The sequence below is a fragment of the Streptomyces rectiviolaceus genome, from assembly GCF_039533825.1.
Lineage (GTDB): Bacteria > Actinomycetota > Actinomycetes > Streptomycetales > Streptomycetaceae > Streptomyces > Streptomyces rectiviolaceus.
In genome coordinates, this window is the sequence record NZ_BAAAUG010000022.1 from 437,013 (window position 1) to 451,694 (window position 14,682).

A 14,682-nucleotide genomic window follows, 5' to 3' on the forward strand; every position below is an offset into this window, starting at 1 on the left:
TGCTCAGGTCCGGTCGATATGTACGTTGGTCGACTTCACGCGGGCGGTGGCCTCCATGCCGACCTCGAGGCCCAACTCCTCCACGGCTTCCCGGGTCAGGAGTGACACCAGCCGATGCGGCCCGGCCTGGATCTCCACCTGGGCCGCGACATCGCCCAGCTTCACGGCGGTCACGATGCCTGGGAAGGCGTTACGGACAGAGGTGTAGGGGGCGTCGTCCTCACCACCGTTCTGGGCGAGTTCGACCGAGAAGGCGGCCAGGTCCTTCCCGTCGACGAGTCGGCGTCCGCCCTCGTCGCGCTGGGTGGCCACGCGCCCGGCATCGGCCCACCGACGCGCGGTATCCGGACTGACGCCCAGCAGGCGGGCCGCCTGCCCGATGGTGTAACGCTGCATGCCGCAAGGATACGACCGTCCGTCGTCGCCCTGATCAAGCACGAACTCAGCCCTTGGAGATCTCGTCAATGGCGGGCATGCTCTCCCCGCCTGGATGCCACCTGTTCAGGAAGCTGTCCTGCCGGGCGACATCGACGAGTTCGATGCGCGCGCCGATGCTGTCCACGCGGTGGTAGGCGAAAGGCCGGCCATAGGGGCAGCCGGAGAAGTCCACGGGCAGACCTTCGCTCTCCAGGCGCCGGGATCCCTGTCCGATATCGCTGGTCCAGAAGCCGATGTGATCGAACCGGGCTCCCGCCGACGCGTCCCAGGGACTGCCGGCGGGGCCCTCGATGAGTTCGATGAACGGCGGCCCGCCCGTGGTGAAGACGATGCGGTAGTCCCACTCGCCGAGCCGGTCGGACAGAGGATCACTCCACGCGACCCCAGCCGAGTGCTGAAGGTCCTGCATCGCTTGCTCTATGTCCGGAACCGCAAAGCACACATGGTAGAAGGCAGTCATCCGCCCATGATCGAACACATCGGCTCAGGGGTGCGGAGTTTCGGAGTACGTATATGGAGCGGGGCTGCTACAGATCCGTCAGGAGGCCATCGAGCGCCCTGCCGAGGGCTTCCGAGTTGGCCGCGTCGAACCATGTGGTGCGGATGCGTTCGTTGTTTCCGTTCGGCGTCTCATGGTCGGCGGCCAGTTGGTGCAGAGAGCGGGTCTCGTCGCTCAGGGCGCGGCCGACGCCCTGGAAGAGTCCGCGGACGTAGCGGTCGGCGTCGTCGGAGGCGATGCCACGGCCGACGGCCCACGACGTGAGCGCGGCGAGATACGAGTAGTGGGTGGTCAGCGTCCCCGTCAGCGTGGAAAAGACGTTGAAGGCCGCTTCGTCCGCGACTGGCTGCGCCCCACCCAGCCGCTCGAAGAGCGCGTCCACCACGGGGTGGGACGGAAACGTCACCGTGACGGAGCGGCGCTCGCGGATGGAGGGCAGCGGGATGGCCCGTACCAACGTGGCGTCGGTGGCAAGTACGTGGCGCAGGTCGTCGTTCGCGACGCCTGACATCACATTCACCACCGTCTTGTCGGCGTCCACCTTCAGGCCTGCCAGCGCCTCATGCCGGTCCTGTCCGCGCACGGCGATGATCACCACCTCCGAGCGGTCCACCACCTCTTGGTTGCCGGCGCAGACCCGTACGCTTTCGTACCGCTCGGACAGTTCCGCGGCCGTGCGGGCTCCGCGGGGGGAGAGGAACACCTCTGGCGACGCCTCGTCCCCGTCGCACAGGCCCGTCACCATGGCCCTGCCGATCTCGCCCACTCCGATGATGCCGATGCGCTTCACTCTGTCTTCCTCCAGGGTGCGTTGTGGTCGTGACCGGTGTCGGTCGGTCCGGGTCTGCGGCGTTGAGCTGACGCCGAGTTGCCGTTGAGTCTCTGGTCGAGATGATTCTCCCGCACTTCGCCGACGGCCCCGGCTCGGCTTAGCGCCGCCTGGGTCAACGTCGGCCCAGGGGGGCCCTGTTGGCGGCGTGCCGGTCGAGCACTCACTCCGGCACTCCGAGCGGGTCCGCGATTCAGGCGACGGGGTAGGCTGCCCGCTCGCTGAGGAGCGACAAGGGGGAGCGATCATTCGCGGAGTTGCGGGAATCGTGCGCGGGGGAGTGGTGGCCGTCGTGGTGCTGGCCACCGGGCTCACGGCTGCGGGGTGCGGCACGGAATCGGAGCAGGCGGGCTCCGGGGGCAAAGGCGGCGGGGCGAAGGCCCCCGCGGGCTCCCTCACTTGGGAGTTCGAGCACATCGCGGACTTCGACGGAGAGCTCGCCGACGTCGCCGTCCTGGCCGAGGACGACATCTGGGCGGTCGGGAACGAGAACAACGGTGAGGCCAACGCCCACCTCCTGCACTACGACGGCACGCGGTGGAAGCGCGAACCCCTGCCCGAGGCCCTCGGTGCCGGCGTCCACCCGCCCTTCCTCGAAGAGGTCGGTGAGGAAGAACTGTGGCTGCGGCCGCAGACCCCTGAAGACGCCACCGTGAACCGCTGGGCAAAGTGGGACGGCTCCCGCTGGTCCGCGGTGCCGAGCCCTCCGCCGGCCGACACCGGGGACTTCGAGGCCGCGGGTCCTGACGACATCTGGGCCCTCGACGGCGAGCAGACCGCCCGGCACTGGGACGGCACCCGTTGGACCACGACCCAGCTGCCGTACGGCGCCTCCGACCTCGCCGTGGTGGGACCGGACGACGTCTGGGCGGTCGGCAGGCGCTCGACCGGGCCTGGCACCGAACTGGAGGGCTACAGCGAGGGGTACAGCCAGCCGGCCTCGATGCACTGGGACGGCACCTCCTGGAAGGCGGTGGAGACGCCGCAGGCACGCTTCGAGGAGCCGCTCCCGCCGGAGCCGAGCGCCGGCCTCGCCCAGGTCTTCGCGCTCGACAGCGGCGAGGTGCGCGCGTACGGCACCAACTCCTTCAACCACGGCGAGGTCGAGAACGAACCCGCGGACGAGTACATCCGGCTGCGCTGGAACGGCTCGAAGTGGGCCGAGCAGGAGGACGCTCCCGGCGGATGCGCCCTGCGGACCCCGGTGGGGCAGGAGGACAAGGGCCTGTTCCTCGACGGGAACTGGTATGTGACCGACGACGGCCGGTGCGTGAAGATCAAGCGCCACCGGCTGCCCCTGTCGACCGGTGCCCGCAAGGGTTCCAACCAGTCGCTGTGGCTGAGGGAGATCCACCGGGTGCCCGGCACCGACGAGTGGGTGGGCGCCGGACTCGTCCAGGTCAACCAGTCCGGCGACCCCTTCCGTGCCCCCGTCGTCGTACGCCTGAAGCGCGGCGGCTGACCCTCGGCCTCTGCTAGGCGCCGGCTCCGTACGTGCCGTACTCCGGAAGTCCCGTCGATTCGTAGACGTGAATCGCCAGTCCGCCCGGTGTCGTCTCGTTGCTCAGGAGCCGCAGTCCTGCGGGCGCACCGCCGTCCGGGAGCAGGCGCCGGCCCCCGCCCACGATCACGGGGGCGATGGCGAGACGCAGTTCGTCGATCAGGCCGGCGGCCAGCAGGGACTGGCCGAGCCGACCGCTGCCGTGGATCTGCAGCTCGCGGCCGGGTCGCCGTTTCAGCTCGGCGACCTGGGCGGGGATGTCGCCGGACAGGATCGTGGTCGGGTCCCACTCGGCCGTGGTCAGGCTGTGCGAGGCAACGTACTTCGGCAGGCCGTTCAGGATGGCGGCGAACGGGTGCTCGGTCATCTTGGGCCAGTCCCGCGCGAAGTTCAGGTACGTACGCCGGCCGAACAGGAACGCGTCCGCCTGACCGAGCCAGGCGCCTGCCACCTGTTCGAACTTTTCGTCCAAGTGCGGCACGAACCAGCCGCCCCGGGTGAACCCGCCACTGGTGTCCTCGTCCGGTGACCCAGGGCCTTGGTAGACGCCGTCAAGCGACAGGAACTCCTGCAGTACCAGCTTCATCGCGCACCACTCTCCTGGCCAGGGGACGTGTGTTCGTCCCTCCCCCTCTTCAGACATGGTGCAGCAGGAAGACTCATCGGTCGCGAGCTGCCGGATCCGTATTCCTCGCCTCCGAGCGAGACCGCATGATCGCACCCCTTTGACCTGCGATGGCTGGATCGGAGCGCTTGGTGCCTCTACGTACCGTCCGTCCGGCGTGGTGAAGTCGTGGGCGGGGTACCGCTTCCCTTGTCGGCTCCACAGTCCATACTGATCAGGTCCCGATCACTCACAGAACGACTCCATGGCCAAAAAGAGCACCTCCTCGACCACCGTCCCCGACACCGCGTGGCTGGGGCGCGGGCGCCACCTCGGGCCCGAGCCCGAGCAGGACGTCCGGCGCAACCTGATCGCCTTGAAGGCGGCCGGGGTGCTCGACGACTTCCTGGACCTCGACCCCGTCGAGGCGGCCCGCTCCACCGTCCTGCACCCGCGGGACGAGTCAGCCGACCCCGGCCCGTCGGCCCGCCGCCTCTTCGAGGCCCGCTGGCGGGTGGCCGACGACGTCACGGTGCGCGCACAGCTGACCCTGTACGCCCCCGAGGCCCGCCGCAAGGAAGCCGAGGGCGTCACCTGGGTGCTCGCCGCCGAGGCGGAGCGGGCGTGGGACGCGCGCTGGCCCTCGCCGGCCCTCATGTTCTGGCCCGACAGCGACCGGGTGCCCTGGGACCACGACACGGCGGCGGACGTGCGCCTGCGGACGGCGAACCACCTGCCCAAGGACGACGACGAGCTGCGCCACCGGCTGCGGGACTGTACCCGGCAGAGCTGGTTCATCCACGTCGTGGTGCACGAGGCGATGACGCCGGACGCGGTGGGGCAGCAGCCGGTCTCGGTGTTTTTGCCGCCGAGTCTGCGGCACCGCGTGGTCGAGCACCGGGGCACGCCGGAGCAGGCACAGATCGCCGACTTCGCGATGAAGCGGGAGCTGAGCGTGCGGATGCCGCGCGGCGGCGCCGTCGTCCTGCCCACGGCGCCCCAGAGCCCGGGTTACGACGCGGAGCGCTACACCGTGCGCAGTGTCTTCCTGGACGGCTCGGAGCCGACCGAACTCCTCGACAGGATCAAGGAGTTCGACGCGCTGCCACGACCGCTGCCGGCCGAGGCCGAGCGGGCCCTGACACAGCTGCGCCAGGGATGGCACCTGCTCACCCCGGACGAGGAACTGGTCCACGCCCAGGGCATGGTCACCAAGTACGCCGAGGCGCTCGAGGCCATGACGAACTCCCGCGACCTGTACCAACAGGCGGCCGAGGCGGCGCAGGCCGCGCTGGCCGATGTGACCGGCGGCGACGGTGTGCCCCGGATGTCGGCGCCGGGGCACGTCAAGGCGGACGGCTCGCCGCTGAGCGCCCTCACAAAGGCGTTCGGCCGCTTCCGGGACCCGAACAAGTAGCGCTCCGGAATCCGGTCCCCACAACCGCGGCGCGCTCTCGCGCGTCTTGTTGTTGAGCGCCGGCAGGGGCCGGCCACGGGGGAACGGGGCGCGGCCCATGGGGAAGTACACGGTCAACCAGCGCGTCGCGCGGTTCTTCTGGCTTCCGCGTGACGCCCGAAGGAAGCAACCCACGCCCTGCTGGCGGCTGGTGGGGATCTGGCTGTCGGTGCTTGCCATCGGGGCCGGGTTCACCGCGACCGGTTGGGACGCTGAATTCGGCGGCTCCTACCTCATGGCGGTGATGCTCGTCCTGAATGCCGTCGACGACATCATCGGAGGAGTACGGCATCGCTGGCCGGCCGCGCTGGCCGCGGTGGTCGTCCTGCCGGTCGCGAGCCGGCTCACCGGCGCCGTCCTGCCCGGCTCCCTCGACGCGGCGTGGGCGCAGACCGCTGCCGCCGCTGTCGGCGTCACGCTGGGGCTCGCGGCGGGCGCCGCNNNGTCACGCTGGGGCTCGCGGCGGCCGCCGCGATCACCCGGATCCCGCTTCCGGACCGCCTGGCGGGGGCGCGCTGAGGTTCCGCGCATGACGGAGAGTGTGCCGTTCTGCGCCGCCCGGCGGTGCAGGTGCGTCGGCCGCGGCGTTGGCGTAGCGGCGGGCCAAGTGTGCGAAGGCGTCCTTGAGTTCGGCCGGGCCGATGACCTCGATGTCGGCGTCGAACATGCCGATGCCGGCGGCCAGACCGGGCCATGACCACGAGCCCATGATGATCCGGCAGCGGTTCGGGCCGAGTTCCTCGACGATCCCCTCGCGGGTGTAGCGGGACACGTCGGCCGCGGGCAGGTCGAGGATCACCTCGCCGCGGCAGGGCCAGTCGCCCGAGCCGTCGGAGCCCCGGAACCTGCCGGCGACGAAGGCGGCCACGTCGCCTCCGGGCACCTCGCGCGGGGTGAAGCGCGGCCCCGTGGGGGTGCGCGGGGTGATCCGGTCCGCGCGGAAGGTGCGCCAGTCCTCGCGGTCGAGGTCCCAGGCCACGAGATACCAGCGTCCGCCCCAGGTGACGAGGTGGTGGGGCTGCACCCGGCGCGGCGGGGGATCGGCGATGAAGCTGTCGGCGGCCTCTGGCGGGGACACGGGAGCGTAGTCGAAGCGCAGCACTTCGCGGGCGTGCACGGCGGCGCTGAGCGCCAGGAGCACCTGGCTGTCGACCTGCGGGTTGGGCCGTGCGGATGGCCGCTCGACGGCGGTGACCTGGAGGGTGTCGATGCGGCGGCGCAGCCGGGCGGGCATGACCTGCCGGACGGTGGTCAGCGCACGCGCCGCGGCTTCCTCGATGCCGGCGCCGGTGGTGGTGGCGATCTGGAGAGCGACGGCGAGGGCGATGGCCTGCTCGTCGTCGAACAGCAACGGGGGCAGCTCCGAGCCCGCGTCGAGGCGGTAGCCCCCGTCGGGCCCCTTGACGGCCACGACGGGATAGCCGAGTTCGCGCAGCCGATCGACGTCACGGCGCACGGTGCGCGGGCTGACGCCCAGCCGCTCGGCCAGCAGGGCCCCCGGCCAGTCCCGGCGCGCCTGGAGCAGCGAGAGCAGCGAGAGCAGTCGCCCGGAGGTCTTCGGCATGACTCCATGGTGCCCCGAGAAGCGGCCACAACCTGACCTCTTCTCCTGCGAGGGTCGTTCATGCCATACAACGAGAGAACGACCGGAAGGCCCGATCACTGTGACCACCACGACCGCGCACCCCTCGACGTTCGACGCCGAGCGCGCCGACCTCCTCGCCGGGCTCGCGACCGCGCGATCGGCCCTGACCAACACGGTGCGTGGGCTCAGCGACGAGCAGGCCGGCCGGCAGCCGACCGTCAGCGCGCTGTGCCTGGGCGGGTTGATCAAGCATGTCGCGTCCATCGAGGAAGGATGGCTGCGCTTCGTCGTCGACGGCCCGTCGGCGCTGCGCTACGACCTGCCCGACGGCGTCACCTGGGAGGACCTCGCGGCCGGTACCGCCCGCGAGTTCCCGCAGTGGGCGATCGACCACCAGAACGACTTCCGGATGCTGCCCGGCGAGACGCTCGCCGGGATCGTCGCGCGCTACGAGGAGGTCGCCGCCCGCAGCCGGCAGATCATCGACTCCGTACCCGACCTTTCGGCGACACACCCGCTGCCCGAGGCGCCCTGGCACGAGCCGGGAGCAGTACGCAGCGTGCGCGGGGTGCTGATGCACGTGATCGCCGAGACGGCACAGCACGCCGGCCACGCGGACATCCTGCGCGAGACGCTCGACGGGCAGAAGTCCACGTGAGATGGCCGAAGTCCACCTGAGACGGCAGAAGTCCACCTGAGATACACCCGATCCGAGATTCACGACCCACTCGGGTCGGCACAGAACCGAAGGGAACGGCGTCACCATGATGTTCGGACAGGCAGGAGGGCCCCGATGACCGTTCTCGACGGCCGGGCGCTCAACCGCGCGACGCTCGCCCGGCAACTGCTGCTCGATCGTGCCGACGTACCGGTCCTCGATGCCGTCGCGCACCTCGGCGGTCTGCAGGCGCAGGAACCGCAGGAGCCGTTCGTCGGCCTCTGGACGCGGCTGCGCGGCTTCGACCCGACGGAGCTCTCGGACCACCTCGCCCAGCGGCGCGTGGTGCGGACCCACCTCATGCGCCGCACCGTCCACCTCGTCACCGCCGACGACGCCCTGGCCTGGCGCGCCCGGCACGACGCCATGCTGCGCCAACGGGTACTCGGGGTCTACCGCGGCGAGCTCGAAGGGACGGACCTCGACGAGCTGGCGGCGGCGGGCCGGGCGGTCATGGCCGACGGCCGGCCGCGCTCGATGACCGAACTCGCGCGGGAGGTCGCCGACCGCTGGCCGGCGCCGGGGCCGCGGGCGCTGGGGGAGATGCTGATGGCCCTCCTCCCGATGGTGCAGTTGCCGCCGCGCGGGCTCTGGCGGACGAAGGCGGGCGTGCGCAACGCGTCGCTCGCGTCCTGGCTGGGGCGCGAGATGGCCCCGCTGTCCCTGGACGGCACCGATCCCGTGGGACAGGCGCTGGTGCGGCGCTATCTGACCGCGTACGGACCCGCCGCCTCGGCCGACCTGCGCGCCTGGTGCGGACTTGCCGGACTGCCGGCCGCCGTCGCGGCGCTACGCGATGAGCTGGTCACGTTCCGGGACGAGCGGGGCCGGGAGCTGCTTGACCTCCCCGACGCACCGCGCCCGGACCCCGACACCCCCGCCCCGGTGCGGTTCCTGCCCGCGTTCGACAACGCGATCCTCGGCTTCCAGGACCGCACCCGGATCATCGACGACGCCCACCGCGGCCTGTCGGTCGCGGGCGCCCGCATCGTCCTGGTCGACGGCCGGGTCGCCGCCACGTGGACCGAGGAGTCAGGCACCGTGACGGTCACCCCGCTGTACCGCCTGTCCCGCGCCGACCGCACCGCGGTCGCCGAGGAGGGGCGGGCGCTGGCGGGGTTCCTCTCCGACGACGACAGCCACCGCGTGCGGATCTCCGGGGTGTGACAGCCAGGACGAGATTCCAGCCAGGGCCAGGACAGCCCTGAACTCCTTGGTCACCGTATGGTTCCCAAGGCACCGAAAAGTGCGTTCTTCCACGTCAACAGCCGCTCTCCTAGGGTTCCTGAGTAACCACCAGAGACCACGAGTGTCTTGGATCGGTGGAAGCGAGCCCCGGGCTCTCAGGACGAGGAGACGGACAGCATGGCCATCACCCTGGTGAATCCCGACGGGTTGCCGAAGATCGACGCTTACCGGCAGGTGTCCGTCGCGACCGGCTCGAAGCTGGTGTTCATCGCCGGGCAGGTCGCCTGGGATGCCGACGGGGTCACGGTCGGCGATGGCGACCTCGCCGCTCAGGTCGAGCAGTGTTACCTCAACGTCGCCACCGCCCTGGCAGGGGCCAAGGGTTCCTTCGACGACGTGGCGAAGCTGACGGTGTACGTCGTCGACTGGACCCCGGACAAGATGGCTCTCTTCGGCGAGGGAGTCGCCCGTGCGGCCGCGAAGCTGGGGGTCACTCCGGTACCGCCGGGCACGCTGGTGGGAGTCGCGGCGCTGGACGTGCCCGAGCATCTGGTGGAGGTCGAAGCCACGGCGGTCATCGACTGAGCAGGTGCTTCTTCGGATGCGGCACACGTCGGCAAGGGCCGCCCCGCGCCTGGCAGACTCTTGACCGAGGCCGTTGCATCCGCCGAGGCCGGTCGCCGTGACACGGCCGGAGAAGAGAGCTGTTGATGACATTCCGACTCCACCTGGGGCAGATGGCGCTGCGTACCCTGGCCGAGTTTCCTGAAGAACTGACCTCCGAGATCTACGCGGTCACGTTCCATGTCGACAGCGTCGACCAGGACGGCAGGTTCCCGTACGTGGCGATCGGCTACAACACCGAGTCCGAGGTGGCCCGGCTGCTTGAGGAGGAGTGTGCGTCGGAGCCGTGGAACGCCCGCTGGAACTACGCCTACTTCCCGTCGTCCGGGCTGGAAGGCATCCGCATCGTCGGCCACGCTCCCGAACACGATCCGGTCGGCTCCGATCTGCACCGGCGGGAAGCGGTGGCCCAAGGCCTTTGGTACGAGGACGAGGACGGCCTCTCCGAGCAGGAGCAGGACGAGCGCGACGAGCAACTCGCCGATCAGTTCGACGAGCTCTGTGTCGACGTGGCCCGCCAACTCCACGCGGACGGCGGGCTCTCCGGCACCCTCGGACGGCCCGTGCCGGTGATCCTCTACAACATGTTCGACCCCGACAAAATGTTCGCGATGACCCGAGCCGCCAACCCTCCCGAGCTGGTCACGGAGTTCCTGAGCGAGGATCCGGAGGCGCAGGGGCAGGGCTGACCTGAGGGCTCAGTCACCCCGCGCATCCAGCCGCGTCACGCGGACCCCAGCGGCTTCAGCCAGAGAGCCGCCAGGGGCGGAAGGCTCAAGGTGACGGATGTGGCGAAGCCGTGGCCGGCTTGGGGGTCCCGCGGGCGGGGGCCGTCGTTTCCGACTCCGCTGCCGCCGTAGCGCGCCGCATCGGTGTTGAGGATCTCTTCCCAGGCTTCGCCGGCCTCAGGCGGCACGCCGAGCCGGTAGCCGTGGCGGACCACGGGCGAGAAGTTGAAGACGGCCAGCAGAGGACCGCTGTCGGAGTCGTGGCGGAGGAAGGCGAAGACATTGTCGTCGGCGGCGTCCGCGGTGATCCAGGTGAAGCCGGACGGAGAGGTGTCCTGCTCCCACAGAGCCGGCGTCGCGACGTAGTGGTGGTTCAGATCCGCCACGAGATGCCGGATCGCCCGGTGTTCCAGGTGGGCCGGGTGTTCCTCTTCGAGCACCCACCACTGAGGCCCTTCGAGCTCCGACCACTCGGCGCCCTGGGCGAACTCCTGCCCCATGAAGAGGAGTTGCTTGCCCGGGTGTGCCCACATGTAGGCCAGATACGCGCGGTGGTCGGCCCGCTGCTGCCACCAGTCGCCCGGCATCTTGTCGACCAACGCCCGCTTCCCGTGCACGACTTCGTCGTGGGAGAGGGGCAGGATGTAGTTCTCGCTGTAGGCGTACACCATCGAGAACGTCATCTCGTCGTGGTGGTACTTGCGGTGCACGGGCTCGTGGGAGATGTAGGCCAAAGAATCGTGGGACCAGCCCATGTTCCACTTGAACCCGAACCCGAGGCCGCCGAGTCCCGCCGCCGATGGGCTGTCCGTGGGCCGGGTGACCCCGTCCCACGCGGTGGACTCCTCCGCGATGGTGATGACACCCGGACAGCGCCGATAGACCGTGGCGTTCATCTCCTGCAGGAAGGCCACCGCGTCCAGGTTCTCCCGCCCGCCGTCGGCGTTGGGAGACCACTCTCCCTCCTGACGGGAGTAGTCGAGGTAGAGCATCGAGGCGACGGCGTCGACGCGCAGGCCGTCGATGTGGAACTCCTCGCACCAGTAAGTGGCGTTGGCGACAAGGAAGTTGCGGACTTCCTTGCGGCCGTAGTCGAAGACGAGGGTGCCCCAGTCGGGGTGCTCCGCTCGCCGCGGATCCTGCGGTTCGTACAGGGGTCGGCCGTCGAACGCGGCCAGCGCCCAGTCGTCGCGGGGGAAATGGCCGGGGACCCAGTCCAGGAGGACTCCGATTCCGGCCTGGTGCAGCGTGTCGATCAGGTACTTGAAGTCGTCGGGAGATCCGAAGCGCGCCGTGGGCGCGTAGAAGCCGGTGACCTGATATCCCCAGGAGCCGCCGAAGGGGTGCTCGGCGACGGGCATCAGTTCGACGTGGGTGAACCCCAACTCACTTACGTAATCGGTCAGTTCTTTCGCCAGATCGCGGTAGGTGGATCCTGGCCTCCACGAGCCGATGTGGACTTCGTAGACGGACATGGGAGCCGCGTGGGCCGGGCGGTCGGCCCGGTGCTCCATCCATCGGGCATCGCCCCAGTCGTGGTGGCCGCACGTCACGACGGAGGCCGTGGCCGGAGGGGTCTGCGTGCGGCGCGCCATCGGGTCCGCGCGCTGGGTGCGGGAGCCGTCGCCTCGGGTGATTTCGAACTTGTACATCGCCCCTTCGCCCAGGCCGGGCACGAAGAGCTCCCACACGCCCGATGACCCGAGGGACCGCATGGGAAACGCGGTTCCGTCCCAGTGACAGAAGTCGCCGCAGAGCCGCACGCCTACCGCGTTGGGGGCCCAGACAGTGAACCGTGTGCCCTGGACTCCTTCGTGCTCTCCTACGTGCGCGCCGAGCGCCGTCCAGAGTTCCTCGTGGCGGCCTTCGGAGATGAGATGCAGATCCAGCTCGCCCAGGGTGGGCAGGAACCGGTAGGGGTCGTCCACCTCCACGACGGCCTCGGGGTAGTGCACCCGCAGCCTGTAGGGCTTGGGCCCCCGCACCGGGATGCCGCCCGAGAACAGGCCGTCTCCTTCGTCGTGCAACTCCCACACGAGGCCGTCCAGCACGACGGACACCGCCGTCGCGCCGGGACGCAGGCACCACAGGCGTACGCCGTGGGGCACGGGATGCGCGCCGAGGACGGCGTGCGGGTCGTGATGCGCGCCGCGCAACAGCCGGTCCCGGTCGGTGGCGTCCAGTGGGGGCACCGCGCAGGCGCCGCGGACGGCTGTGGCGGGCGGGGATTCGTCGATGACGGCCATGTGTGCTGCTCCTCGAACCGGGTGGACGGTCAGTGGTGGCGGGCAAGACGTGCGACGGCCCGCAGCGGGACGGTGATCCAGTCAGGGCGGTGCGTCGCCTCGTAGAGGACCTCGTAGACGGCCCGGTCTGCCTCGTGTGCGTGCAGCAGCACCGGGATGTCCTGCGGATCGAAGAGGCCCGTCGCGCCGTATCCGTCGCAGAAGGCCCTACGGCAGCGCGTGGCCCACTCCGGTCGCGCCGCCTTCTCGATGTGGGCGGCGTAGTCGAAGGAGCGCAACATGCCGGCGATGTCATGGATCGGAGAGCGGTCGGCACGCCGTTCCGCCAGGGGCTTGGCGGGCTCTCCCTCGAAGTCGACGACATGCCACTGGTCGTCGGCTCGCAGCACCTGACCCAGATGGAGATCGCCGTGGATGCGCTGCAGGTGCAGACCGCCGTCGGCCGTGGCGAGCTTGATGAACACTTCCCGCAGGCCAGGCACGTGCGAGCGCAGGGCCGGTACGGTGGCCGCCGCGTGCAGCAGCCGGTGTGTCATCTGGTCGGCCAGGCGTGTGTGATGCTCCGCTGCGGGCTCCCGTACGGGGAACGATTCGGCGAGCGCCACGTGCAACTCGCCCGTCGCCCGGCCAAGTTCACGGGCGTGGCCGGAGAAGTCGCCTTGGGCGAGCGCCGATTGCAGGGCCAGGGTCCAGCCGTCCGTCGCTCCGCGGAGGAAGGGCTGCACGACGCCCAACGTGCCCCAGAACGGCTGGGAGGTGTGGAACCAGGCGACGGGCGGAGGCACACGGGTGTATCCGTGCCGGGCCAGCACCCCTGGGATCTCCAGGTCGGGGTTGATGCCTGGCTGGACCCGGCGGAACAGCTTCAGGATGACCTCATCGCCGTACACGATGGACGTGTTGGACTGCTCGGCGTCCAGGACGCGCGGCATGAGACCGGCGGGAACCGCGGAGCGGGGGAACGACTCGAAGCGGAGCGCCCCCATGACGCCGCCGCGCCTTATCCGGTCGAGGAGCAGGATCGTGGCCCGAGGGTCGTACAGCGCGTCGTAGACCAGGAGGTCCTGTCCGTGGGAGCCCTCCATCCGGCCCAGGAGACAGCCCTGCAGGCGGGGCGGCAGGTCGGTGACGGCGCCGAGCAGCAGTTGGTAACAGGCGGAGTCCTGGGGGAGGCCGGTCTGTTCGACCCGCACCAGCAGGTGAAAGACGTCGGGGGCCAGCTCCGTCGCGGCCGTCACGGAGACGCCGGTGACAGCACGCTCCCGGTGAGCGAACCATCGTTGCCGTGGCAGCCAGCGGCTCAACAGGGCCGCCAGCGTCGGGCTGGCGATGGGATGAGGTTCGGTGTCGTACGACAGCAGCAGGGGCGAAGACATGACGTCACGTCCGATCACTTTGTAAGACGCACGGTCCGAGGCGCTCTTTCGCAGAGTCGGAACCAGTAGGAGCCGTGTCCGGCGAGGGTGAGGAGGTAGGGAAGTTCGCCGATGGCGGGGAAGCGGACCCCGCCGATGAGTTCGACGGGGTTGCGGCCGTTGTAGGCCCGGAGGTCGAGCTCGGTGGGCTGTGCGAAGCGGGAGAAGTTGTGCACGCACAGGACCAGGTCGTCCTTGTACTCGCGCAAGAAGGCGAGGACGGCGGAGTTGGAGGAGACGAGCTCGATGTATGAGCCGAGTCCGAAGGCTGGGTTCTGTTTGCGGATCTCGATCATCCGGCGGGTCCAGTGGAGCAGGGAGGAGGGGGATGACATGGAGGCTTCGACGTTGGTGACCTGGTAGCCGTAGACGGGGTCCATGATCGTGGGGAGGTAGAGGCGTCCTGGGTCGCAGGAGGAGAAGCCGGCGTTGCGGTCGGGTGTCCACTGCATGGGGGTGCGCACCGCGTCGCGGTCGCCGAGCCAGATGTTGTCGCCCATGCCGATCTCGTCGCCGTAGTAGAGGATCGGGGATCCGGGCAGCGAGAGGAGCAGGGCGGTGAAGAGTTCGATCTGGTTGCGGTCGTTGTCCAGGAGGGTGGCAAGGCGCCGTCGGATGCCGATGTTGGCGCGCATGCGCGGATCTTTGGCGTATTCCGCGTACATGTAGTCGCGTTCTTCGTCGGTGACCATTTCGAGGGTGAGCTCGTCGTGGTTGCGCAGGAAGATGCCCCATTGGCAGCCGGAGGGGATGGCGGGGGTCTTCGCGAGGATCTCGGAGACGGGGAGGTGCGATTCGCGGCGTACGGCCATGAAGATGCGGGGCATGACGGGGAAGTGGAAGGCCATGTG

At 69.8% G+C, this 14,682-nt stretch carries 14 protein-coding genes; 6 read left to right on the forward strand and 8 right to left on the reverse strand.

Going from position 1 to position 14,682, the window contains the following annotated elements; genetic code table 11:
- Positions 1–3: 3 nt before the first annotated feature.
- The 3 genes from ABD378_RS07845 to ABD378_RS07855 all read right to left on the reverse strand — a co-directional run bounded on the left by ABD378_RS07845 (position 4) and on the right by ABD378_RS07855 (position 1,727).
- Positions 4–396, reverse strand: coding sequence for a TOBE domain-containing protein (locus ABD378_RS07845; RefSeq protein ID WP_344519726.1), 393 nt, complete (start codon positions 394–396; stop codon positions 4–6).
- A gap of 46 nt (positions 397–442) precedes the next feature.
- Positions 443–898 carry a VOC family protein gene (locus ABD378_RS07850; RefSeq protein ID WP_344519727.1) on the reverse strand — a complete coding sequence of 152 codons (456 nt, stop codon included), beginning with the start codon at positions 896–898 and terminating at the stop codon, positions 443–445.
- A gap of 67 nt (positions 899–965) precedes the next feature.
- The gene (locus ABD378_RS07855; RefSeq protein ID WP_344519729.1) at positions 966–1,727 is read right to left on the reverse strand and encodes an NAD(P)-binding domain-containing protein; all 762 of its coding nucleotides are present in this window, start codon (positions 1,725–1,727) and stop codon (positions 966–968) included.
- Between the two features lie 307 nt (positions 1,728–2,034).
- On the opposite strand from ABD378_RS07855, the gene ABD378_RS07860 reads away from it, so the two are divergent.
- Positions 2,035–3,228: a hypothetical protein gene (locus ABD378_RS07860; protein WP_344519731.1), complete on the forward strand. Its 1,194-nt coding sequence runs from the start codon at positions 2,035–2,037 to the stop codon at positions 3,226–3,228.
- Between the two features lie 13 nt (positions 3,229–3,241).
- Here the strand turns inward: ABD378_RS07860 and ABD378_RS07865 are convergent, their stop codons facing one another.
- Positions 3,242–3,853 (reverse strand): dihydrofolate reductase family protein, encoded by a 612-nt coding sequence (locus ABD378_RS07865; RefSeq protein ID WP_344519732.1) that lies wholly within the window; start codon positions 3,851–3,853, stop codon positions 3,242–3,244.
- Positions 3,854–4,136: 283 nt separating this feature from the next.
- Between ABD378_RS07865 and ABD378_RS07870 the strand changes: the two genes are divergently transcribed.
- A complete protein-coding gene (locus ABD378_RS07870; protein ID WP_344519733.1) occupies positions 4,137–5,288 on the forward strand; it encodes a hypothetical protein in 1,152 nt (383 codons plus the stop codon).
- A gap of 514 nt (positions 5,289–5,802) precedes the next feature.
- Here ABD378_RS07870 and ABD378_RS07875 read toward each other — a convergent pair.
- Positions 5,803–6,891 carry a helix-turn-helix transcriptional regulator gene (locus tag ABD378_RS07875; protein WP_344519734.1) on the reverse strand — a complete coding sequence of 363 codons (1,089 nt, stop codon included), beginning with the start codon at positions 6,889–6,891 and terminating at the stop codon, positions 5,803–5,805.
- A gap of 100 nt (positions 6,892–6,991) precedes the next feature.
- On the opposite strand from ABD378_RS07875, the gene ABD378_RS07880 reads away from it, so the two are divergent.
- The 4 genes from ABD378_RS07880 (at position 6,992) to ABD378_RS07895 (ending at position 10,131) form a co-directional block, all read left to right on the forward strand.
- Positions 6,992–7,570 (forward strand): DinB family protein, encoded by a 579-nt coding sequence (locus tag ABD378_RS07880; RefSeq protein WP_344519735.1) that lies wholly within the window; start codon positions 6,992–6,994, stop codon positions 7,568–7,570.
- A 135-nt stretch (positions 7,571–7,705) separates the two neighbouring features.
- Positions 7,706–8,797 (forward strand): winged helix DNA-binding domain-containing protein, encoded by a 1,092-nt coding sequence (locus ABD378_RS07885; protein ID WP_344519736.1) that lies wholly within the window; start codon positions 7,706–7,708, stop codon positions 8,795–8,797.
- Positions 8,798–8,995: 198 nt separating this feature from the next.
- The gene (locus ABD378_RS07890) at positions 8,996–9,403 is read left to right on the forward strand and encodes a RidA family protein (protein ID WP_344519737.1); all 408 of its coding nucleotides are present in this window, start codon (positions 8,996–8,998) and stop codon (positions 9,401–9,403) included.
- A gap of 125 nt (positions 9,404–9,528) precedes the next feature.
- On the forward strand, positions 9,529–10,131 hold the full coding sequence (locus ABD378_RS07895) for a hypothetical protein (RefSeq protein WP_344519738.1): 603 nt from the start codon (positions 9,529–9,531) through the stop codon (positions 10,129–10,131).
- A gap of 35 nt (positions 10,132–10,166) precedes the next feature.
- On the opposite strand, the gene glgB is transcribed toward ABD378_RS07895, so the two are convergent.
- The 3 genes from glgB to ABD378_RS07910 form a co-directional block, all read right to left on the reverse strand.
- A complete protein-coding gene (gene glgB, locus ABD378_RS07900) occupies positions 10,167–12,416 on the reverse strand; it encodes a 1,4-alpha-glucan branching protein GlgB (RefSeq protein ID WP_344519739.1) in 2,250 nt (749 codons plus the stop codon).
- 29 nt (positions 12,417–12,445) lie between these two features.
- A complete protein-coding gene (locus tag ABD378_RS07905) occupies positions 12,446–13,792 on the reverse strand; it encodes a maltokinase N-terminal cap-like domain-containing protein (RefSeq protein ID WP_344519740.1) in 1,347 nt (448 codons plus the stop codon).
- 14 nt (positions 13,793–13,806) lie between these two features.
- On the reverse strand, positions 13,807–14,682 hold an 876-nt coding region (locus tag ABD378_RS07910; protein WP_344519741.1), incomplete at its 5' end, for an alpha-glucosidase C-terminal domain-containing protein.